Raw genomic sequence first — 21,251 nt, 5'->3', positions numbered from 1 at the left:
TATCTCCGGAACCGCCCTATTCGAGGGGCCTAGCCGGCGATTTCGTATTCGGCCAGGACCGACTTCTCTCGATCTGTCAGCGCACGCGGCGTTTGAGACTCCAGATCGAAAGCCACCATGACTGCCTCCGCCTCGGAACACAGTGCGCCGCTCACATCCAGAACACGCTGCTTCACCTGGAACGACGTCCGGCCTATGCGCAAGATGGACACCTCGATGACGAGCGGACCCGATTCGTCGAAAATCGGCCGCAAGAAGTCGACGGTCAGCCTGCGCACGACCGTCGCTCCCCTGCTGCCCACTGCTTCCATCAGAACTTGCGTGATGAAATGCGCCCGCGCTTCCTGCAGGTATTCGACAAAACGGGTGTTGTTCACATGCCCGAGTCGATCCGAGTCACTCCACCGAACCTGCAGCGAGTACTCGAATACCTTGCCCGACAAAGACTTCAGTCCCTGGTCAGTTTGCGGTGCGTGACGCGGTGCGGGCGAGCCGCATCGGGTCCGAGTCGCTCGACCTTGTTTTCCTCGTAGCCTTCGAAGTTGCCCTCGTACCAGTACCAGGCTGCTTCGTTGTCGCCGAAGCCTCCCTCCCACGCCAGGATGTGCGTGCAGGTGCGGTCGAGGAACCAGCGATCATGCGAGATGACCACTGCGCAACCGGGGAACTCTTCCAGTGCGTTCTCGAGCGAACCGAGTGTTTCGACGTCGAGGTCGTTGGTCGGTTCGTCGAGCAGGATCAGGTTTCCGCCCTGCTTGAGCGTCATCGCCAGGTTGAGACGGTTGCGCTCACCACCGGAAAGCACTCCCGCCGGCTTCTGCTGGTCATGTCCCTTGAACCCGAACGAGCTGATGTAGGCGCGAGATGGGAACTCTGAAGTCCCGACGGTGATGAAGTCGAGTCCGTCGGAGACGGTCTCCCAGACTGTCTTCTTCGGGTCGATTCCGGAGCGGTTCTGGTCGACGTAGCTGAGCTTGACCGTCTGCCCGATCTTGACCTCTCCGCTGTCCGGTTCTTCGAGTCCGACGATGGTCTTGAACAGCGTCGTCTTGCCGACACCGTTGGGGCCGATGACACCGACGATGCCGTTGCGCGGAAGGGTGAACGAGAGGTCCTTGATGAGGACCCGACCGTCGTAGCCCTTGTCGAGATGTTTGACCTCGACGACAATGTCGCCGAGCCGCGGCGGGTTGGGAATCTGGATCTCGTCGAAATCGAGCTTCCTGGTCTTCTCTGCCTCGGCGACCATTTCGTCGTAGCGAGCCAGACGCGATTTGCTCTTGGCCTGCCGGGCTTTTGCGCCGGAGCGAACCCATGCGAGTTCGTCCTTGAGCCGCTTCTGCAGCTTCTGATCCTTCTTGCCCGAGACCTCGAGGCGCTCTGCCTTCTTCTCCAGATAGGTCGAGTAGTTGCCCTCGTACGGGTAGAGGTGACCGCGATCCACCTCGGCGATCCACTGTGCGACGTGATCGAGGAAGTACCGGTCGTGTGTCACGGCAAGAATTGCGCCGGGATACGCAGCGAGGTGCTGCTCGAGCCACAGCACGGACTCGGCGTCGAGGTGGTTTGTCGGTTCGTCGAGGAGCAGAAGATCCGGCTTGCTCAGCAAGAGCTTGCAGAGTGCGACGCGGCGCTTCTCACCACCGGAGAGGTTGGTCACGGGCGACTCGGGCGGCGGGCAACGCAGAGCATCCATCGCCTGCTCGAGCTGAGAATCGATCTCCCACGCGTCGGCGTGATCGAGCTTTTCCTGCAGATCGCCCATTTCCTCCATGAGCTCGTCCGAGTAATCGGTGGCCATCAGCTCGGCGATTTCGTTGTAGCGCTTGAGCTGCACCATCGTCTCGCCGAGCCCGTCTTCGACGTTCTCCCGGACATTCTTGGAGTCGTCGAGGATCGGCTCCTGCATGAGGATGCCCACCGACGCGCCGGGCGCGAGGAAAGCCTCTCCGTTACCGGGCTGATCGATCCCCGCCATGATCTTGAGGATGCTCGACTTGCCGGCGCCGTTGGGGCCGACGACACCGATTTTCGCTCCCGGATAGAAGCTCATCGTTACGTCGTCGAGGATGACCTTGTCGCCGTGCGCCTTGCGCACCTTCTTCATGGTGTAGATGAATTCCGCCATGCCGGCCAGCTTATCGGTCCGGAGCCTCACCGACACCATCGCCCGATTCGCTGCGAACACAGCGCGCTCACCAGCCGCGCGTCCGGACCCGACTCTTCGCCGACGGGTCCGGACGCGGCAGCACGGTGCTACCCGACGCCCACCTCGACGTCCTCGGCCACCTCCGAGTCGGACAACCCGAACTCGTCGTTGTCGCCGTCTCCATTCGCCTCGAAGGACCCCGCTGCCCCGTCGTTCTCCTGATCACTGTTCTCCCGGTCGACATCCTCGCCGGCGGTCGAGGCTTGCACCGGCCTCGCGCGTGCGACCGTGACGATGCAGCGGGCCAGGTCCGGGCCGATCGCGCTGGCGGTCATCTCGACACCGGAGCGTTCGACGCCTTCCCTCGTCGTGTATTCGTTGGTCTTGAGCTGCCCGTACGCGATCACGGGGTCACCCTTCATCAGCGAGCCTCCGACGCCCTTGACGAGCCTCCGCCAGCAGGTCACGGTCAGGAAGAGTGTGCCGCCGTCCGTCCACTCACCTGTCGCACGGTCCTGGCGTCTGGCGTTGCTCGCCATCCGGAAGCTCAGCACCTCGTCGCCTGATGCGGTCGACCGTTTGACCGGATTGGTGATGACGGTCCCCACCACTGCACATTGCGCCTCGTACATGTTGTTCCCCCTCGCCTGTTTCGGTCGAACGGTGCTCGACCCGTGTGCCAACTCTGCCTCGAAAACGAGACGCGAAACGGCCGCGAGCGGAATCTGTGGATAGAGGCGAAGGCTGTGGACAAAGTGCCGAAACTGGCCGATTTCGCGGCCCTGTCGTCGGGCGTCCGTGCTACGGGCTGCTGACTACAAGGCGACGTCGACGTACTGCGAGCCGAGACGCTCGGGCCGAGCCTCCCCCGCCGTCGAGCTCGCGAGTAGTCCCTCCAGCAGGTCGGGGTTCACCGTCGAGAAGGTGACCGCAGCGCGCGCGAGATACTCGATCGACACCACCTCTACTCCGCGCGTGCGGAGTTCGGATTCGATTCGACCGACGTCGGCGTGACTCAACTCCACGCGTACGAGTTCTCGCCTCTCCCGCCGGACCAGCCGGGCATCGGTCAGCGCCTGCGCTACTGCTCCCGAGTACGCGCGCGCCAGTCCACCGGTACCGAGTTTGGTACCGCCGAAGTATCTGCTTACGACGGCGACGACGTTGGTCAGATCACGCCCGGCAAGCACTTCGAGCATCGGGTGTCCGGCCGTCCCGGTCGGTTCTCCGTCGTCACTGCTGCGCTCGATCCGCGCGCCTGCGATATCGCCGATGAGGAAAGCGGAGCAGTGATGACCTGCTCCGGGGTGTGCCGACCGCGCGGACGCGACCACTCGGCGAGCCGCGTCCTCGGACTCCGCACGCTCGATGAGAGCGAGGAATCTCGACTTCTTCACGATGGCCTCGGCGGCTACGGAACCGGCGATAGTGACGAACACCCGTCCCCCTGTGGTTTCGGTCTTCGGTGCCGACGCTACGCGGCGACTCGAGATGGGTCCGGTTCGGCGGGATCGTCCTGCGAGGATCGGAGAAGTTCGGCGTACCGGCCTGCCGAAGTCAGCAACTGCTCGTGCGTGCCGGATTCGACGACACGTCCGTGGTCGAGTACGGCAATGCGATCGGCTGCCCGGACGGTCGAGAGTCGGTGGGCGATGAGGATGGTGGTGCGATCTTTCATCAGTTCGTCGAGGGCTACCTGCAGTGCCCTTTCGGTTGCATTGTCCAATGCGCTGGTCGCCTCGTCGAGCACCAGGATGGGCGGGTTGCGCAGTACTGTCCGCGCGATGGCGAGACGCTGCTTCTCACCGCCGGAGAACCGGTATCCGCGTTCGCCGACGAGGGTGTCGTAGCCGTCGTCGAGTGCGGAGACGAAATCGTGGATCTGCGCGATCTTTGCGGCGTGCTCGATTTCGGCGTCGGTGGCCTCGGGTTTGGCGAAGCGCAGGTTCTCGCGAATCGTCGCATGAAACAGGTAGGTCTCCTGCGAGACGACGCCGACGAGGTCTGCGACCGTGGTGGTCGCGAGATCCCTCAGGTCGATGCCGTCGATGCTCACTCGGCCCTGCGTCGGATCGTGCAACCGTGCTGCGAGGTATCCCAGTGTCGTCTTTCCCGATCCGGTCGACCCGACGAGAGCGAGGGTGCTTCCGGCCGGAACATCGAGCGTGATGTTGTGCAGCGTCGACTGGTTCGCGCCGGCATAGGCGAAGTCCACGTGGTCGAAACGAACATCTCCGCGAACGTCGTTGCGGTCGAGCGCTTTCGGATGGACCGGTTCGGCTATGTCGATCGGCAGGTCGAGATACTCGAAGACGCGCCCGAACAGGGCGAGCGAACTCTGCACTTCCACGCCGGTGTTCAACAACTGCATGGTGGGACGGAAGAGTTGGGTCTGCAGAGTCGTGAACGCGACCAGGGTTCCGACGGTCAGCGCGCTCCCGTTGCCGATGGTGATGCCGGCGAACCAGTAGACGAGCGCGGGCATGACGGCGAAGCTGATCTGCATAGTCGCCATCCGCCACTTGCCGGCCATCATCGCCTCGAGTTCGACGTCGGCGACCTCGTCGGACCGCCGCGCGAACTGCTCGGTGAGCACGCTCGACGATCCGGTGGTCTTGCCCAGCAGAATTCCGCTGACCGAGAGCGACTCTTCGATTTGCACCGACAGCTCACCTAGCAACCGCTGCCGCGTGCCCGAGATCCTCCGGCGTTCGTTTCCGATGCGGCGGGCGATACGAACGAATACCGGCAGGATGACGAGCGAGAAGAGCGCAAGCTTCCAATCCAGCAGAAACAGTGCCACGACGGTGGCCACGACGGTGGTGGCGTTCTGCGCGATGGACGTGGCTGTGTTGGTGACGACCGATTGCATGCCACCGATGTCGTTGGCGATGCGGGACTGAACTTCTCCGGTACGGGTGCGGGCGAAGAATCCGAGCGACTGCTTTTGCAGGTGGGCGTACACCGACACACGGAGGTCGTGCATGAGTGTTTGGCCCACGATGTTGGAGAGCCAGGTCTGTAGGACACCGAGGGTGTTGGTGATGACTGCGACTGCGATCATGCCCAGGGCGATCAGCGTGACGAGGGTGACGTCGCGATCGGGTATGGCGTGGTCGAGCAGTTCGCGCAGCAGAAACGGGGACGCGAGTGCGATGACGGCACTGAAGACGATGATCGCCGTGACGACGGCGATGCGCGCGCGATACGGGCGAAAGAGACTCAGGACCCGTCGGACGGGCGCGGGGTCAGCTGTAGTCGATGGCGAGTTCGTGGGTGGTCTTGCCAAGTAGGCCTCCTGAATCGATGAGCAACATAAGCAGAGGTTACCTCATTATGAGGTTGTCGACAACGGCGTTATGCTGACGGGTATGCACGCCGCAGACAATCCGAACCTCGCCGACTCGTTCATGGCGGTGGCGCGAAGGATCCGTCACACACACATGGCTGCGCTGGAGCCGTTCGGCCTGAACCCCTCGCAGAGCCGGGCACTGCACGTTCTCGCTCGCGCAGGTCAACCCATGCGGCTTCGCGCCCTCGCCGACCATCTTCGAATCGTGGCACGATCGGCCACGGACGTGGTCGATTCGCTCGAGGCTGCCGATCTCGTCACGCGCGAGGACGACCCCGCAGACCGCAGGGCGGTGCTGGTGTCGTTGACCGAGGCCGGTCGAGCCCGCCTGCGCGCCATCGATTCGGCACGGAGCAAGGTCGGCGTCGAACTGTTCGACGCACTCGACACCGCAGAGCGAGCCGAACTGCAAAGACTGTTGGCGAAGATCACCGCCGAGCAGTGACGCACACGACGAGGCTCAGTCCCCGTCGCCTCGATCACGACGCGCAAGCTCGGCGAACATTGCGTTGTGCGCGGCGAGATCTGCGTCGTGGTCCCGGTCCGCGGCGCGGTCCGAACGTTTGGCAGTCCGATCGTCACTACGCGACCACTGAATCAGCAACGCCAGCATCACCAGCACGAGTGGAATTTCACCTGTCGCCCAGGCGATGCCACCACCCAGCTTCTGATCCGCCATGAGGTCGGCGTTCCAGTCCAGACCGAGCGAGCGGTAGTACCAGCCACCCATCACAGTGTTCATGCTCATCAGCGCTACACCGAAGAACGCGTGGAACGGCAGCGATCCGAACACCATCGCCAGCTTGGTGATCGGCTCGATGTGTCGCGGCGACGGATCTACGCCTATGACCACCCAGTAGAAGAGGTAGCCACTGAGGATGAAGTGCGCATTCATCAGCAAGTGCGCGGTGTGACTGTCGAGGACCGACCCGAACACCCCGCCGAGATACAGCGCGTAGAAGCCGCCGACGAAGAGCGCCGCCGCCACGATGGGATGCGTCAGGAATCTCGAGACCGGGCTGTGCAGAGCTTGGAGCAGCCATTCACGGGGACCGGGAACACCGTCCTTGCCTGCGACCGGCAATGCCCGTAGAGCGAGCGTCAACGCACCGCCGAGAGCGAGCAGGACGGGCACCAGCATGGACAGCGCCATGTGGGCACTCATGTGCACACTGAACATGGCGGGCGAGTACTTGCCGACACCGGAGGACGTCGAGACCAGCATCACCAGGCAGCCCAGCACGAAGGCCACCGTGCGCCCCATCGGCCATGCGTCACCGCGCTTACGAAGCCTGCGAACGCCCAGTAGATACAGCACGGCGAGCACGATCGAGGCGGTCCCGAAGATGAGGTCGAAGCGCCAATCGAACATCAGTCGCGCCACGGTGGGAGGCCCGTCGAGGTCGTAGCCCAAAGACGCTTCGGTCAGCGAAAGATCGAGATCGATGTTCGACGGCGGAGGCGTCCGTCCGAGCCCAACGGCCAAACCGATGGTCGCGGCCATCACCAACACCTCGCCACCGGCGAAGCGGACAAGCGCCCCCCGCGATTCGGGATTCGCTGCCAGCGCAGGGAGCGAGCGTCGGCGCTGTACCCATCCGAAGAAACCGAGAACGACGAGAGCAACTATCTTGGCGAGTACCAGCCGCCCGTACACGGTGGTGAACAGGTCGGACACCGACACCCGTACCAGCATGTTGATGACTCCGGACGCCGCCATGACGACGAAGCAGACGGTGGCGATGGCCGAGAACCGCCGAGTCGCGACATCGGTGTAAGCCCCGCGGCGCCGTGCGTGCGCCAGTACGGCGAACAACCCACCCGCCCACAGTGTGGCCGCGATGAGATGCAAGATCAGACTGTTGGTGGCCACATCGTGTGACCCACCCGAGGACGAATGACCGGTGACGGCGATCGGCATCATCGTGCCGAGCGCGAGGACGAGAAGCAGTGGCGTCCAGGACCATCTCAGTACGGCCCGGGATCCGATCGCGAGAACCACGGCCAGAATGGCGGTCCAGCGCCAGGCGCTGGCGATCTCGACCTGGTCGAGGGCCACCCACAGGTTGCTCGGCTGGATTGCCACGGTGAAGGGCTGCCCGGATGTGTCCGACAGCGTCAGTGGCACGAGGACGAGGGCGCATGCGGCCCAGATGATGGCCGCGACGGATCCGGTGCGAACCGCTCGGTATCCGCCGACGTCGAGCACACCGCTCTTCTGCGGCGGCACCAGGAAGGCAGCGAGCAGGAACGAGCCGATTGCAATCGCTGCGGCGATCTCACCGGCAGCACGAACGGCGGGAAGTCCGTAGGTGGTCGCGGGACCGGGGTCGGGAATTCCGAGCAGCACGAGTGCGTCCGAGGCAGACAAGCTGATGACCAGTGCAGCAACGACGGCCGCGATCAGTCCTGCGGTGGCGAAAACGGAGCCCGACGCCTGCCCCGGCGGCGTCGTCGAAGCCGGTTCGGTGGTCTCCACGTGCGGTGCTGCCATGCCGTCCAGAGTAGGAGGTCCTCGCACCGGACCGATAATCGATCCCGCTATGTCCTACGACACGTCACTCTGAACCTAGTTCGTCTCGATGAATTCGGCCGCGACGTGCCGCGAGTGGTTCACCGGTTCCGCCCCAGCGCCTGGCGACGATCTCCGCAGCGATGGAGACCGCTGTTTCCTGCGGGGTGCGCGCCCCGAGGTCCAGACCGATCGGACTGGACAACCCGGCGAGCTGCGCCGCGGTGAGACCGGCGCTGGACAACCGTGCGAGCCGGTCCTCGTGCGTGGCCCGCGATCCCATTGCCCCGACGAAGGCGAACCCCTGACGCAACGCGATATCGAGCACCGGCACGTCGAACTTGGGGTCGTGCGTCAACACGCACACGACCGTATGTCGATCGACCGCGCCCGCGGCGAGTTCACCAGCGAGGTAGCGGTGAGGCCAGTCGACGATCACCTCGGCCGCTGACGGGAATCGCTGCCGAGTTGCGAAAAGGGGGCGTGCATCACACACGGTGACCCGGTAGCCGAGGAAAGCGCCCTGTTCGGCCACCGCTGCCGCGAAGTCGATCGCGCCGAACACCAGCATCCGAGGGCGCGGTGCGTAGCTTGCGACGAAGATCTCCATCCCATCGCCGAGCCGTTCACCGTCCGGCCCGTAGGTGAGTACAGCGGTCCCGCCCGCAGCGAGCAGTCCTCGTGCGTCGTCGGTCACCGCCGCATCGCTGCGCGCAGAGCCGATCGAGCCGGTCGACCCGCTCCCGTCGAGAATCAGGTGTCGACCGATCCGCGCCGGATTCGGATGAGCGATCACAGTTGCCACTGCCACGGGCTGGTCCGCCGAAATCGCCTCGGCAACAAAGCCCAATTCCGGAAACGTCGACGATGACACCGCTTCGACGAAAACCTCGAGTGTCCCACCGCAGGTCAGCCCGACGGCAAATGCACTTTCGTCGGACACTCCGAATTGTTCGAGTACCGGAATACCGTTGGCGGCAACCGTTGTCGCGATGTCGAACACCGCGCCCTCGACGCAGCCACCGGAAACCGAACCGCTCACCGAACCGTCGGGTGCGACCAGCATCGAGGCACCGGCCGGTCGCGGTGCCGAACGAAACGTGCGAACCACCGTTGCCAGACCTGCTGTGCCACCGCCGCGCCAGATTGCGACGAGATCAGCGAGGACATCGCGCACAGTGCCTCCCGGTCGTGAGTGCCCCCGGCAGGATTCGAATAAGCCGTGAACGGATGTCGTTGTTGCAGGTCAACGGGCAATTACTGCCCTCTAGCTGGGGTTGCATGGCGGTATCGGTGTCTCACAGACATGCATAGGCAAGCACGAATATCCTCAAGGGAGGGAACGCAGAGGGCACCGAATCCAGTGAGGACACCATGAGTAAGCGTCGAGGGTGGGGCACGGTCAAACGTAGAACGCCGAAGTCGGGTCGGTACCGAGCGAGCTACATCGGCCCCGATGGCAAGCGGTACGCCGCAGACCATACTTACGCCGCCAAAGTCGACGCTGATGCCTGGCTGTCGTCGGAGCGGGCGTTGATCACCGCGGGCGTGTGGACACCACCGACTGACCGTGTGACGACCGCAGGTAAGACGCTGCTCGCCTACGCCGAGGCTCGGATCGCCCAACGCACCCTCACTCCCCGCACCCGGCGAGGATACGAGGAGACGTTGAAGAACCACATCGCCCCCGCTCTCGGAGATGTACCGCTGACCGAGCTGACGGTGACTCGCATACGCGATTGGTATGCCGCTCTGCTTCCCGATAAGCCGACTGCCCGCGCTCACGCGTACGGACTGTTGCATTCGGTCTGCCATGACGCTGTCAAAGAGCAGTTGATCTCCACCAACCCGTGTGTCGAACGCAAGGCGATGAGCGCGAAACGGACCCGCAAGATTCGTGCGCTGACCGCGGCTCAATTGACCGAGGTGGCCGAACACTCCCCCGACAACCTGAAAGCCGCGGTGCTGATCGGTGGTTGGTGTGGTTTGCGTGCCGGCGAACTCAAGGGTCTGCGCAGGATGGACATAGCCGAGGACGGGTCGGTTGTATCGGTGAGACAAGCCGTGACGTACCGCGGTGGTGACTACTACCCCGGAACCCCGAAGACCGAAGCGGGCGTCCGTGACGTAGCGGTACCGACTCGAATCCGAGCCGTGGTCTTGCATCATCTCAGCGAATATACGGGTACGAACCCGGCATCACTGGTCTTCCCTGGACCCGACGATGGCTATATGACTGACTGGCAGCTGCGTCGTGCTGTGGCAGCCGCGGGGAACGCTGTCGGCATCGAGAACCTTCGTCCGCACGAGCTACGCCACACCGCGGCGACGTTGGCAGCGCAGACCGGGGCGACCACCAAAGAACTCATGTCCAGGATCGGCCACGCTACCGCCGACGCCGCACTGCTCTACCAACATGCGTCTGCCGAACGTGATGCCGAGATCGCCCGCAAGCTGGACGAGATGTAGGCGACAGGCACAAGCGTGCAGAACTATGTACTCTGTTATACAGCCGCCCTTAGGTATTGGTCGAGTACCGCAGACGGGGGAAACGACGGTACGACCCTTTTGAAGGCATCGAACGCATCACGAGTCACCCCGCTCGACCGGGCAAGATTCGGAGCCGCGCCACTCACGGCGTGGAAGGCTTCACGATGCAGGACTATCTCTCGATTCAGGACGTCGCAGAACTCACCGGAGCGGACGACACCACAGTTCGCCGCTGGATCGCCACGGGCGTATTGAAAGCAAGCCGAATCGGGCCGAGGCTGGTACGGATTCGCCGCGACGATCTCGATGCCGCTTTCAAGGCGGTGAACTGATATTGCGTTCGCCAACGCTCCGACCTCGTCGGACTTCTATCTGTCGGCGCGCGAGCACCACCGGCAGCGGGTCCAGCGGTGTGGACAATGCCGGCGACGACTCCGCAACGATCCCCGCGGCTGGCTGGTCGACAACGACGACAACCTGACCTGTCCGCGGTGCACCCGGTGACAGTTACCCAGAAATGCCAGCCGCAGGCAATGAAAGCCCCAAAGTGCTAGAGTGACTGTGCCACAACATAATTCAACAGAAGAAGGTGCACGATGACCGTCGATCCCAAGGAACTGCTCACGATCGAAGAATTCGCCGCAGCGGTCGGGATGAGCCCCAGAACCGTCCGAGGATGGATCACGCAAGGCAAAATCGAGGTCTACAAGATCGGCGGGTGGCTGACGAAGATTCACCCCGACCAGATCGACCGCATCGTCCAGAAACAAGCGTAAAGCCCCGAACCCATCTTTCACACAGACGGATTCGGGGCTTTTTGCTGCGCTTGAAAGGACGCTGCCTACCATGCCGAACACTACTCTGATCGAATCGTTCCTGCGCCAGATGTACGGCGACAGTCAGGGTTTCGCGATTCTGACCACCATCACGCCCCCCATCGAGCCAGACGACGATCCTGTCGTCATCGACACCCCGTTCGAGTACCCCACTCAGACCGCTGAGATGGCCGCAGCCGCGTCAGAATCAGCTCCCGGTGCCGATGTCTACTACTGCACAAGTCTGCGCTCAAAATCCCGTAGAAGGCGCGAATTCTCAAGCCCCGTGGGTGCGGTGTGGATTCACGCCGATGTGGACGACGGTATCGACCGGCTGTCCAGCACCTTCGAAGAACTCGACGCGTACGTCGTCGGCAGCGGATCGCCGGGGCACGGGCACGTTTATGTTCGGGTAGACGAGCCGCTGTCCGAGCATCACTTCACACAACTGTGTGCCGGCCTCCGTGACCACCTTCGTGACGCGGACGTGGACGTAGACAACAAGATCGCGTCGAACGATATACTCCGTGTCCCCGGCACCCCCAACCACAAGACGGACCCGCCGACCGATGTCGTGGTGATCCGCGAATGGGAAGGCCACGAGTACGACGCCGACGATCTTGCCGACAAGTTCGGTGTGGTGCTGACCGACGAGAGCCAAGTTCTCCAGACATCGGATATCGCGCCCGAGCCGGTCGAGATGACCGAATACGTCCGTGCCGCGGTGAACACACCCGATCCCGATGGGGATAGATCCCGGCACGCGAGCAAGGTCATCAATGCGGCGATCACCGCGGGCTACACGAAGGAGCAGACACTGTGGTGCACCCTGCAATCGACAGAACTCCACGAGCGGTACCGCCAGAAGCGCACAACGTGCGTCGATGAGATTCACCGGCTGTTCGGGAACTCGACCGTCGTCCAAGGCCGCAACGATTGGGACTTGCTGACCAACGACATCGCACCGGTCTCGACTGTAGTCACGTCTGCCGAGCAGAAGCATGTTCGATGGGCGTCCGAGATGGCACCCGCCAGACGACAGGAATGGCTAGCCGAAAAGCGCATCCCGAAGGGAAAGGTAACTCTGCTCGTCGGCGTCGAAGGTATCGGCAAGTCCGCGTGGTGGGTGTGGTGTGTCGCCAAACTGACCACCGGGACGCCGGCACCAGAGTTCGGGATCACGTCGACCACACCGCTGCAGATCGCCCTCGTGATCACCGAGGACTCGTGGAGCATGGATGTTTTGCCCCGACTCACGGCGGCAGGTGCGGACTTGTCTCGTATCCGCGTGGTGTCCGATACCGACGACGGTGAAGGGTCACCGATGTTCCCGACCAACCTCGACTGGCTACCCGAAGATGTCGACCTCGTGATCGTGGATGCGTGGCTCGATACGGTACCGGCGAACCTGTCCGTCAAGGACTCGCAGCAAGCCCGACGAGTCCTTCATCCGATGAAGGAATGGTGCGGACGGACCGGTGTCTCGATACTGCTCGTTACCCACCTGAATCGGCTACAGACAGGCAACGTCCGGGACGCCTATGGATCGACCGGAGAGCTTCGCAAGGCAGCACGGTCGACGTTGCTGGCGCAACGGGAGCAAGGAACCGACGACGTGTTGCTCGTCGGCACCGACAAATCGAACGGTGCAAGAGTCGGTGTCGCGTCGAAGTTCCAGACGTTCGGCGTTGCTCTCGAGATCGACGGTGAAGACGCTGACATTGTTTCAGTCCGATACATCGGGCAGGCGAATGCGAGTGCCGCGCAGATATTCCAGGACACCCACGATGCGGGCGACGACAAGGGCGAGTCCAAAGATTGCGTCACATGGCTGCGTGAGTTTTTGACGGTCGGAAACGGCAGCGCCGAAGCCAATGTCGTCAAGGCAGCGGCCAGGGCCGAGCTGTACAGCGATCGAGCACTCGGAAACGCCAAGCGGACGTTGCGCGTCAAGTCGATGAATGCCCCACTTGTCGACAACGGTCCCTGGTTGTGGGTACTCCCGGACTCGTAGGCCACAGGCTCAATACCCAATTCCTATAAACGTTCTTCTTCTCTTCTTCGCAGGTCAGAGCGTATTTCTTCTCCTCGACTGCGAAGGTTCGCGTCATTCTTCTGTGCACCTTCGAAGAATGACGCTCTGACCTGCGAAGACTTTCAAGAATGACGCTTCACAGACATAGGCCCGCTGTCATCCTTCGAAGGGAGACAACATGCACCCACCCGACTACCCCGCGGGGTGTGGCGTCCACGGGACGATCCTCCGCACTGTCGACGCCTGCCACTACGCCCCAGACCTGACCGACATCGTCGCCGCCGTGAAGCGCCAGCACCCCGAGGTTCCGTTGATCGCGGTGATGCGGACTATCGGTGAGCTTGTCGCCAGCGGCGTGTTGTGGCCTATCGGCGGTTTCGAGCGAACGAATCGAGAAATGAAAATTGACCCGACGACGAATCAAGGCGGCAGGAAACGGTAAGGATTCGACCCAGAAATGGCTACGCGAACGCAGATACAAGCGCCAGCTATTTGAGACCGTGAACGAATGGAACGTTTTGCTCGGACGCCCCGAGGTGAAATGGGAAGAATGGGAGAAGTCACGATGACCGAAACACGCAAAGAACGTCGAGATCGTAAACGCGCAGAAGGTGTGCAGCGCAGACTGGCCGCGGCTCTCGAAGATGCTTGGCAGCGAATCTCAGAAGAGAAGCGAGCCGAATTCATCGGCAACGGAACCGATATCCGAGTAGACGGACGCTATCTCTTGGCATCGACCAACGGTGAGGTGTGGTGCATGATCGACCGGTTGTGGCTTCATTCCCGCGGTGACGAACTACCTGTTGTCGAAACGATCGGTGCAGTTCCCGATTACGTACCGGAGGGATTCACGTAAACCAAGGCCGTGGGGAAATAACTCACCTGAAACCGCCAAGGATTTTGGCCGGACGTAGATGTAAGTCGGTCGTTCTGTCAGATGCGGGCGTAGTGGACGTATTCGAAATTCCCGAAAGACGCAATGCAGTCGATGTGGAATTCCGCTACAGTCGTAGAAGCACAGCAAGCAGATTCCAGGTATGCCACAACCAGTGCGGTTCATGGACCCGAATACTGCTCTCGCTCATGCAGTCTAACGAGGTGACGACACCCTCAATTCCTCCATCATCGCTTAAGGCAGAACTATGCAATCACCATTGATTGTGCGATCAGCCGACTTTTCCATGCGATCGGACACGGCCACCAACGACGGATTCACGCTGTCGGGTTACATGGCCGTGTTCGATCAGGACACCGAGATCAATTCCCCGTTCGAGGGCCGCTTTACCGAACGCATTTCCCGCGGTGCGTTCACGAAGTCGATTGCCCGGAGCAAGCCTGTCGTCCAGTACGACCACGGACGTGATAGTCGAGTCGGCTCTATTCCGATCGCGGAAATTCTCGAACTCCACGAAGACGCCGCGGGCCTGTTCTTGGAAGCCCGAATGTTCGACAACCCGACCGTAGAGCCGATTCGTCAGGCGATCGCTGCACAAGCCATTTCCGGTGCGAGTTTCAAATTCAGGGTTACCCGCGACGTGTGGACGAACATGAAAGGTCGCCGGCTCACACCCGAACAAGTCGATCAGGCACTCGCACATGGCGAACATCTACGCCGCAGCATCAAAGAAGTCGAACTCGCAGAATTGGGACCGGTCGTCTTTCCGGCTTACAAAGGAACGAGTATCGGCGTCCGAACCCGCACCGAAACTATTCAACCCGAGCTGCTGAAAATGCGGCTCGCACTCATGAACTGGAAATAGACATGGTATATCCACGAAAGAAGAAGGCCGCAGCTACACAGCGCGAGTCCTTTGTCGACACCACCGTTCTCGATGACCTCCGGGCCGAAGCCGCTGATATTCTCGCGCGTTCCGAGGAAGCCGGATCGGTCAGCGACGAAGACCAGGAACGCTTCGAGACGATCGAGTCCGAGGTCGAACACATCACCGCGGCTCTCGCCACACAGGACCAGCTCCGCAGCTTGGTCGACGCGGGCGCAGTCGAAGCCGGCTCGATCCAGTCGGCCACTGCACGCCCCGCGGCGACCGTCCGGGATCAAGCTATGCGCCAGATCGAACGGGGTGTGGAAGCCGACGAGTTGCCGGCACACGCCGCCGAGAAGATCGAGACCATGATCGCCCGCGACGGCGACCTCACCGCAAAATGGGCTATCACCGCAGGCAGTCCCGCATACCGGACGGCGTTCGCGAAGCTGGTCGGCGATTCGGCGCGCGGGCACCTACTCTGGACCGCCGAAGAGCAGAACGCTTATCGAGAGGTCGACCAGGCAGCCCGCGCAATGCAGATCGACACCGGCACCGGCTCGTACGCGCTCCCGATCTCGTTGGACCCTGCGGTGATCTTGACCAACGACGGCAGCTCTAATCCGCTGCGACGTGTGGCCAAGGTCGTCCAGATCACTGGCTCCGAATATCGCGGGATCACCTCCGCAGGCGTAACCGCATCCTGGCTACCCGAGTCGCAAGAAGCCGCAGACGCTTCACCCACGCTCGGACAGCCGGTGATCAAAGCCGAGAAGGGTGCAGCGTTCGTCCCGTTCTCGATGGAGTTCGGCCAGGACGCCATCGGTTTCATGACCCAGCTGCGCGACTTGCTCGTCGACGGCGCAGACCAGCTCCAGGCCGAAGCCTTCATGCTCGGTACGGGAACGGATCAGCCGAGGGGACTCATCACGGCCTTGGTCGCAGCCGGCGGTTCGGTCATCGTGCCGGGTACCGGCGAAGCACTGAACGCCGCTGATTTCTACGCGGTGCAGAACGCCCTTGGTGCCCGGCACCAGTCGAACGCACAGTGGGTACTCAACCTCGCCACGATCAACGGCCTACGCCAGATGGAGACCACCTCTGGCGCGGTCAAGTTCCCGAGCCTCGACAGCAACCCCCCGACGTTGTTGGGTCGAACCGTCAACGAGGCCAGCTTCATCGACGGGACGATCAACCCCGCTGCAACCGAATCGAACTACGTCGCGGTGTACGGCGATCTCCACGGCTTCACAATTGTGGATCGCATCGGCACCACAGTGGAGCCTGTCCAACATCTGTTCGGCGCGGCCAACCGCCCTACCGGCGAACGAGGGGCGTTCATGACATTCCGCACAGGATCAGACGTGACGAACCCGGCAGCGATGAAGCTGCTCCGCTACAACACCACGGCGTAAGGCAGAACTTCGGGCTGGACTGATTGGCGTTGGGCAGCCCGAACGTCGGGGCGTCGCACCCCCGACAAGCAATCCCCCGCGAGTACTTCGAGATTCCTGGACAGTCATAGCCCCAGCACTCGGTACTCGTGGGGGATTTTGCTGTATTCACGGCCTGATCTTCATTCTCCGGGATGACAGGCATGCCCCGAGGCAATCGCACACGGACACCAATTCTGAACGAGCACAACGCAACTGGAAGGTCGGGAATCATGGCATCGAGCAAGCATTACGGATCGAGGTACCAAAAGGCACGGCGGGAATGGATGCAAACACTCGGCATGTACCCGGCGTGTTGGCTGTGCGGGCAAGAGATCGACACCACCCTGCACCACTACAGCCGCGACTCCTTCGAGCTGGACCACGTCTATCCGGTCAGCGAACGACCAGACCTTGCGTGCGATCCACAGTGGTTCCGACCCGCGCACAAGAAGTGCAACGCCAGCCGCAAGGCTCACGGTTGGTCAGCCGACGAGTTCCGTCAGCACCACACTGTGAACACCACACAACCTGTACAGCTCGACACGATGCAGCTTGCCAACATGATGAACACATCAACCAACACCAAGATCAACAACACGTTCGATGACGATGCCTACCCCATCGGTGTGGTGCCACGAGTCCGTCGAGACCGTCTCGTCCAGTCCGACAAGACTGTGCTCGATGAAGCAACGAAGAAAAGCAAAGTTCCTTTGTCGTTGAAAGCAAAGAAAAACGTTGATCCAATGCCTGTATTGGTCAGTCGAGATTGGTCGTGTGCGCACGTTACGTCACCGTGTGGTCACTGCCGACAATTCGGTCGAAACCGCAGAATGGAATACAACAATTGGAAAGATCGACACCCCGAATTGAACACTCCGTAAATACACTACGCATTTGCCCCATGCATTCTTTGTGCAACTCCATTGCGAACAGGAATGGATAGGCCCACGACGGAATGGGTACGAGCCGGTGCCGGTGGAGGTGGGGGGAATTGGAATTGCGTTCCGGAAATGACGAGAAAGACCCACACTCTGACGTCAATTTCCCTCTAACATCCAATAATTAGATGTCCAAGCGAGGCTCTGACCAGTCATTTTAAGGCTTTAGACCCCTCGAAATCGCGCACTTCGGATCACTCGCCAAATCTCGAGCTGTTCAGGCTGGCATATCAGTCACCGAAACGCGGGCTTAACGGCGTGTATGAGTTCGACTATTCGAGTTTATCGACGCTATTTCTATGTCGATCAATGCAAGGGTTTTGAGTGTATTCGACTGAGAATATCAATCCGTCTCTCCTTTAATGCAGCCGCAATTTCGGGATCATATCCGTAGTCCGTCTCGTTGTGAACTCGATATGCAGTAGTGCCCCAACGTCTAATAAGTTCGCCATTTACGCTAGCGATAGCCGATTCAATCCATGGCAGGAATTCTTGACCTATTTTTGATATTTCCCGCCGGCTGACTTGCCATGTCACCAGTGCCATAAGTAGATCCTCGTGGGAGGCGCTGTCGAGCAATTCCTGATCGTTCATGGGGTTCGAGTCCCTTTAGTCCACAGTTGACCATAAAAGCCGGGACGCCAGTCCCTTAGGAACCGTTCCAGCGCGAGAAGTGGCACGTCGTCCGCATCCTGACACGTCCCCAATAGTTCGTTGACCGCTTCGAGCATCGCGGACCTGCTGCCTGGCGTGTGGTCCACCAGCGGGCGCAATGCGGGTTGCTCATCGGCAAACCAAGACGCGATCGTCACCACCGAGACAAGATTGATCGCGTAGTTGCCCTCGACCGCCCCAGCGGCATTTGCACGTGCTCTGGCCTGATCCTCACGAGGAGTGGTCGCCACATCTAGCAAGATCACGTCGTCGTCCATAGTTGAACCTCCCGTATCAAGGGTTGTGGCCCGACCTGTGTCAAGTGTGCGCCGCCGCAGACTGTGACATGCGGGAACGCCGTACCCAATCCGCACAGACAAGAGACCGCAGCGGGAACGACACGCGCCCCGATCGGGCCGAAACTACCCCTGACCTGCACCAACAGTTGTGCCCCCGGCAGGATTCGAACCTGCGACCAAGGGATTAGAAGGCCCTTGCTCTATCCCCTGAGCTACGGAGGCTTCGCCCCGGCCCGGTCTCTCGACCGCGCCCGAGCACGGTGGACGAGTGTACCCGCTCGACCGCACCGCTCTCGAACCGCTCGACCGTGGACAGCGCTGCCAAGGCCGAGCGGTGGTGAACTCGTCGAGCACGGCGTCTGCTTCGTGGTTGACTTGATGACAACCGAAGGGGCCACAGTGCACCAGTCCACCCTCGGCGTCACGTCACGGTCATCGAAGCCGAACGAACGCCGCCTCCCGATTCATCCACTTCACCTCGATCGTATCTCCGAGGACATCAGATCCCGGATCTACTTCGAGGCCGGTTACGGCGAGCCCTTCGGAGTTTCCGATGCCCGCATCGCCAGTTCGAGTGGAGGGGTTCGCACTCGCGCCGAGCTGATCGAGGAATGCGATGTCATCCTCCTTCCCAAGCCTCAGGTTCACGACCTCGAGGCGTTGCGAGTCGGACAGGTTCTGTGGGGGTGGCCGCACTGCGTTCAGGACGCGGCCCTCACTCAGGTGGCAATCGACCGTCGACTGACGCTCATGGCGTTCGAAGCAATGAACCATTGGACCGCCGAAGGCGCTTTCAGCCTGCATGTCTTCCACAAGAACAACGAACTAGCCGGCTACTGCTCGGTGCTGCACGCCCTGCAACTGATCGGCAGCACCGGAGATTACGGACGCCGCCTCCGCGCCGCGGTCATCGGCTTCGGCGCGACTGCGCGCGGAGCGGTAACCGCTCTCAATGCGCACGGAATACACGAGGTCGACGTTCTCACTCAGCGCGGTGTGACAGCCGTCAGCTCACCCATCCACTCGGCGCGCATCGTCAATTTCGATCTCGACGGTGAGAACCCTCGGCAGAGTCGAGCACTCACCGACCAGGGCCGAGTCCCACTGTCGCAGTTTCTCGGCGACCACGACATCATCGTCAATTGTGTTCTGCAGGACCCGAACGCGCCGTTGACCTTCCTCCGGAACGCCGATCTCGATTCGATCGCTCCGGGCACACTGATCGTCGATGTCTCGTGCGACGAGGGCATGGGGTTCGAGTGGGCGCGGCCTACATCGTTCACCGATCCGATGTTCATCGTGGGCGAGAACGTCCGGTACTACGCCGTCGATCACAGCCCGTCGTATCTGTGGGACTCCGCGACGTGGGAGATCAGCGAGTCGCTGCTTCCGTTCATTCGGGTGGTTCTGTCCGGCCCCGAAGCGTGGGACGCGAACGAGACGATCAGAAAGTCGATCGAGATCCGCGAAGGAACAGTCGCCAACCCGAATATTCTCGCCTTTCAGAATCGAGCCGCCGAGTACCCACACCTGCCTGTGTGACGGCTGGGACTCGGAGGCAAGACCGATCGCTACGAGGCTTCCGCCACGGCCGCCGGGAGAGCGGAACCGGCGCCGTTCGCGCGCGCCAGGCAATCCACGACCAGCGCGGCATGTAGCGACATCAAGCCCGCCGAGCTCAGTGGGTCCACACCGGTGAGATGCTCGACCCGCTTGAGGCGGTAGTCGACGGTGTTGGGGTGCACGAAGAGGGTTTTGGCACTGACGCGACGGTTGGCCTCGTTCGCGATGAACGTACGCAGCGTGTGCAGCAGTTCCGGGAATGTCGCCAGCGGTGCGATGACCGACCGCAGCCTGGACCGGCCTGGGCCCGGACGTGAGAGTTGGTATTCCAGCGCGAGGTCGCAGGTCCGGTACAACCGGGGTTCCTTACCGAGCGATCTCGCCAGCTCGACGAGTTCGCGACAGTGCGCCACCGCATCTGCCATGGCGCCGGGTGCTGCTTTGGCGGTAGCCGCAACGATGTCGACTCCCGTCTTCGCGGACAGGCGCACGACAATGTCGTCCACCTCGCCCGCAGCATCGCAAGGCACCAGGATCGTTCCACCGTGCTTGTTCAACGCGGTCAAAGGTCGGGACCCTGCGCTGTGTGCCGTCAGTGCGGTTTCAGCGGCTGCGAGTGCATTGCTGTCGACTTCCCCGACGAACTGAACGACGACGACGTCGTACGCGGCGGCGATGTCGATCCCGTGTCGTTCACCCACCATGCGCGCGTCGGCATCATCGGCCGTCAGCAACTCCACGAGCTGCGTGACCCGTCTTCCGGCGGACCCCGAATCCAGCTGGCACTGATCGATGTAGGCCGAGGACACTGCATTGCCGAGCAGCTCGAGCACACGCATCATGAAAACCGCACTGTCGACGACATTCGACCCTCGGGCGCCGTCGACGCTCCCCTTCAAACCTGCGCTGACGGCCTCGTGGACGGCTCGCTGTGCGTCTCGAAGACTGACAGCTTGACGTGCCAGCTTCTGCGCCGCCCGCCGTACCTCGTCGAGTTCTTCTCGTGCGGGCAGTCTTTCGGCGCGGCAGCTTGCGCCGACGAGCTTCCCGCAAAGCGACTCCAAGGCCGTTGTCGCGCCGAGCACCGACGTCCGATCGCCGGATGGCCGCTGACGCTCGGGCCGACGCCGATCGAGAACCTGAGCCGTGTTGGGAGAATGTGCGATCGAGGTCTCAACCCGCATGTCGAGCCGCCTTTCCTACCGCTTGCGTGAATCGTGCCGTAACAGTAACCCACATCACGTC

21 protein-coding genes and 1 tRNA gene are annotated in these 21,251 nt (G+C 61.8%); 11 read left to right on the top strand and 11 right to left on the bottom strand.

Translation table 11 applies throughout. The annotated features are described in order from the left end of the window. Positions 1-29 precede the first annotated feature (29 nt). The 5 genes from KVY23_RS04985 to KVY23_RS04965 all read right to left on the bottom strand — a co-directional run bounded on the left by KVY23_RS04985 (position 30) and on the right by KVY23_RS04965 (position 5,438). On the bottom strand, positions 30-443 hold the full coding sequence (locus KVY23_RS04985; protein WP_075839381.1) for a thioesterase family protein: 414 nt from the start codon (positions 441-443) through the stop codon (positions 30-32). 5 nt (positions 444-448) lie between these two features. Next, positions 449-2,128, bottom strand: a complete 1,680-nt coding sequence (ettA, locus tag KVY23_RS04980; RefSeq protein WP_075839412.1) for an energy-dependent translational throttle protein EttA — start codon at positions 2,126-2,128, stop codon at positions 449-451. 128 nt (positions 2,129-2,256) lie between these two features. Beyond that, entirely contained in the window at positions 2,257-2,781 is a 525-nt protein-coding gene (gene ssb, locus KVY23_RS04975) for a single-stranded DNA-binding protein (RefSeq protein ID WP_230555560.1), read from the bottom strand. 183 nt (positions 2,782-2,964) lie between these two features. Continuing rightward, positions 2,965-3,588: a YigZ family protein gene (locus KVY23_RS04970; RefSeq protein ID WP_230555559.1), complete on the bottom strand. Its 624-nt coding sequence runs from the start codon at positions 3,586-3,588 to the stop codon at positions 2,965-2,967. A 35-nt stretch (positions 3,589-3,623) separates the two neighbouring features. Continuing rightward, a complete protein-coding gene (locus KVY23_RS04965; RefSeq protein ID WP_230555558.1) occupies positions 3,624-5,438 on the bottom strand; it encodes an ABC transporter ATP-binding protein in 1,815 nt (604 codons plus the stop codon). Between the two features lie 82 nt (positions 5,439-5,520). On the opposite strand from KVY23_RS04965, the gene KVY23_RS04960 reads away from it, so the two are divergent. Beyond that, complete coding sequence (locus KVY23_RS04960) at positions 5,521-5,946, top strand: MarR family winged helix-turn-helix transcriptional regulator (protein ID WP_075839413.1); 426 nt, start codon at positions 5,521-5,523, stop codon at positions 5,944-5,946. A 15-nt stretch (positions 5,947-5,961) separates the two neighbouring features. Here KVY23_RS04960 and KVY23_RS04955 read toward each other — a convergent pair whose 3' ends face one another. Continuing rightward, positions 5,962-7,995 carry a cytochrome c oxidase assembly protein gene (locus tag KVY23_RS04955; RefSeq protein WP_206508538.1) on the bottom strand — a complete coding sequence of 678 codons (2,034 nt, stop codon included), beginning with the start codon at positions 7,993-7,995 and terminating at the stop codon, positions 5,962-5,964. A gap of 64 nt (positions 7,996-8,059) precedes the next feature. Continuing rightward, positions 8,060-9,190 (bottom strand): XdhC/CoxI family protein, encoded by a 1,131-nt coding sequence (locus KVY23_RS04950; RefSeq protein ID WP_075839383.1) that lies wholly within the window; start codon positions 9,188-9,190, stop codon positions 8,060-8,062. Positions 9,191-9,387: 197 nt separating this feature from the next. Here KVY23_RS04950 and KVY23_RS04945 point away from each other — a divergent pair, with 197 nt between their 5' ends. From KVY23_RS04945 to KVY23_RS04905, 9 genes are all read left to right on the top strand, one after another. Then, positions 9,388-10,482 (top strand): site-specific integrase, encoded by a 1,095-nt coding sequence (locus KVY23_RS04945; RefSeq protein WP_230555557.1) that lies wholly within the window; start codon positions 9,388-9,390, stop codon positions 10,480-10,482. A gap of 185 nt (positions 10,483-10,667) precedes the next feature. Next, entirely contained in the window at positions 10,668-10,835 is a 168-nt protein-coding gene (locus KVY23_RS04940) for a helix-turn-helix domain-containing protein (protein WP_230555556.1), read from the top strand. 264 nt (positions 10,836-11,099) lie between these two features. Continuing rightward, positions 11,100-11,279, top strand: coding sequence for a helix-turn-helix domain-containing protein (locus tag KVY23_RS04935; RefSeq protein ID WP_230555555.1), 180 nt, complete (start codon positions 11,100-11,102; stop codon positions 11,277-11,279). Between the two features lie 70 nt (positions 11,280-11,349). After that, positions 11,350-13,332 (top strand): AAA family ATPase, encoded by a 1,983-nt coding sequence (locus KVY23_RS04930; RefSeq protein ID WP_230555554.1) that lies wholly within the window; start codon positions 11,350-11,352, stop codon positions 13,330-13,332. A 199-nt stretch (positions 13,333-13,531) separates the two neighbouring features. Continuing rightward, positions 13,532-13,795 (top strand): hypothetical protein, encoded by a 264-nt coding sequence (locus tag KVY23_RS04925; RefSeq protein ID WP_230555553.1) that lies wholly within the window; start codon positions 13,532-13,534, stop codon positions 13,793-13,795. A gap of 123 nt (positions 13,796-13,918) precedes the next feature. Continuing rightward, positions 13,919-14,209, top strand: coding sequence for a hypothetical protein (locus KVY23_RS04920; protein WP_230555552.1), 291 nt, complete (start codon positions 13,919-13,921; stop codon positions 14,207-14,209). Positions 14,210-14,534: 325 nt separating this feature from the next. After that, on the top strand, positions 14,535-15,113 hold the full coding sequence (locus KVY23_RS04915; protein ID WP_230555551.1) for an HK97 family phage prohead protease: 579 nt from the start codon (positions 14,535-14,537) through the stop codon (positions 15,111-15,113). Between the two features lie 2 nt (positions 15,114-15,115). Continuing rightward, entirely contained in the window at positions 15,116-16,531 is a 1,416-nt protein-coding gene (locus KVY23_RS04910; RefSeq protein WP_230555550.1) for a phage major capsid protein, read from the top strand. Positions 16,532-16,782: 251 nt separating this feature from the next. Further along, on the top strand, positions 16,783-17,433 hold the full coding sequence (locus KVY23_RS04905) for a hypothetical protein (protein ID WP_230555549.1): 651 nt from the start codon (positions 16,783-16,785) through the stop codon (positions 17,431-17,433). A gap of 363 nt (positions 17,434-17,796) precedes the next feature. Here KVY23_RS04905 and KVY23_RS04900 read toward each other — a convergent pair whose 3' ends face one another. The 3 genes from KVY23_RS04900 to KVY23_RS04890 form a co-directional block, all read right to left on the bottom strand. Further along, a complete protein-coding gene (locus KVY23_RS04900; protein WP_230555548.1) occupies positions 17,797-18,084 on the bottom strand; it encodes a hypothetical protein in 288 nt (95 codons plus the stop codon). Further along, a complete protein-coding gene (locus KVY23_RS04895) occupies positions 18,081-18,422 on the bottom strand; it encodes a hypothetical protein (RefSeq protein ID WP_230555547.1) in 342 nt (113 codons plus the stop codon). The genes KVY23_RS04900 and KVY23_RS04895 overlap by 4 nt, the downstream gene beginning before the upstream one ends. 170 nt (positions 18,423-18,592) lie before the next feature. Continuing rightward, positions 18,593-18,665: transfer RNA gene (locus KVY23_RS04890), tRNA-Arg, on the bottom strand. Positions 18,666-18,821: 156 nt separating this feature from the next. Here KVY23_RS04890 and KVY23_RS04885 point away from each other — a divergent pair. Beyond that, entirely contained in the window at positions 18,822-19,985 is a 1,164-nt protein-coding gene (locus tag KVY23_RS04885) for a N(5)-(carboxyethyl)ornithine synthase (RefSeq protein ID WP_230555546.1), read from the top strand. 29 nt (positions 19,986-20,014) lie between these two features. Here KVY23_RS04885 and KVY23_RS04880 read toward each other — a convergent pair whose 3' ends face one another. Continuing rightward, complete coding sequence (locus KVY23_RS04880) at positions 20,015-21,190, bottom strand: CdaR family transcriptional regulator (RefSeq protein WP_230555545.1); 1,176 nt, start codon at positions 21,188-21,190, stop codon at positions 20,015-20,017. Between the last annotated feature and the right edge of the window lie 61 nt (positions 21,191-21,251).

It is taken from the genome of Rhodococcus sp. I2R (assembly GCF_020889545.1).
In the GTDB taxonomy this organism is placed as follows: Bacteria; Actinomycetota; Actinomycetes; order Mycobacteriales; family Mycobacteriaceae; genus Rhodococcoides.
Note: the sequence above shows the minus strand (reverse complement) of the source record. Positions and strands in the feature narration are given on the sequence as shown.

Bases quoted from the DNA above. Each gene is read 5' to 3' on its own strand.
- KVY23_RS04960 (WP_075839413.1), top strand. From the start codon at position 5,521: ATGCACGCCGCAGACAATCCGAACCTCGCCGACTCGTTCATGGCGGTG.
- ssb (WP_230555560.1), bottom strand. From the start codon at position 2,781: ATGTACGAGGCGCAATGTGCAGTGGTGGGGACCGTCATCACCAATCCG.
- KVY23_RS04955 (WP_206508538.1), bottom strand. From the start codon at position 7,995: ATGGCAGCACCGCACGTGGAGACCACCGAACCGGCTTCGACGACGCCG.
- KVY23_RS04885 (WP_230555546.1), top strand. From the start codon at position 18,822: ATGACAACCGAAGGGGCCACAGTGCACCAGTCCACCCTCGGCGTCACG.
- ettA (WP_075839412.1), bottom strand. From the start codon at position 2,128: ATGGCGGAATTCATCTACACCATGAAGAAGGTGCGCAAGGCGCACGGC.
- KVY23_RS04895 (WP_230555547.1), bottom strand. From the start codon at position 18,422: ATGGACGACGACGTGATCTTGCTAGATGTGGCGACCACTCCTCGTGAG.
- KVY23_RS04930 (WP_230555554.1), top strand. From the start codon at position 11,350: ATGCCGAACACTACTCTGATCGAATCGTTCCTGCGCCAGATGTACGGC.
- KVY23_RS04945 (WP_230555557.1), top strand. From the start codon at position 9,388: ATGAGTAAGCGTCGAGGGTGGGGCACGGTCAAACGTAGAACGCCGAAG.
- KVY23_RS04935 (WP_230555555.1), top strand. From the start codon at position 11,100: ATGACCGTCGATCCCAAGGAACTGCTCACGATCGAAGAATTCGCCGCA.
- KVY23_RS04880 (WP_230555545.1), bottom strand. From the start codon at position 21,190: ATGCGGGTTGAGACCTCGATCGCACATTCTCCCAACACGGCTCAGGTT.
- KVY23_RS04940 (WP_230555556.1), top strand. From the start codon at position 10,668: ATGCAGGACTATCTCTCGATTCAGGACGTCGCAGAACTCACCGGAGCG.
- KVY23_RS04915 (WP_230555551.1), top strand. From the start codon at position 14,535: ATGCGATCGGACACGGCCACCAACGACGGATTCACGCTGTCGGGTTAC.
- KVY23_RS04920 (WP_230555552.1), top strand. From the start codon at position 13,919: ATGACCGAAACACGCAAAGAACGTCGAGATCGTAAACGCGCAGAAGGT.
- KVY23_RS04925 (WP_230555553.1), top strand. From the start codon at position 13,532: ATGCACCCACCCGACTACCCCGCGGGGTGTGGCGTCCACGGGACGATC.
- KVY23_RS04910 (WP_230555550.1), top strand. From the start codon at position 15,116: ATGGTATATCCACGAAAGAAGAAGGCCGCAGCTACACAGCGCGAGTCC.
- KVY23_RS04900 (WP_230555548.1), bottom strand. From the start codon at position 18,084: ATGAACGATCAGGAATTGCTCGACAGCGCCTCCCACGAGGATCTACTT.
- KVY23_RS04905 (WP_230555549.1), top strand. From the start codon at position 16,783: ATGGCATCGAGCAAGCATTACGGATCGAGGTACCAAAAGGCACGGCGG.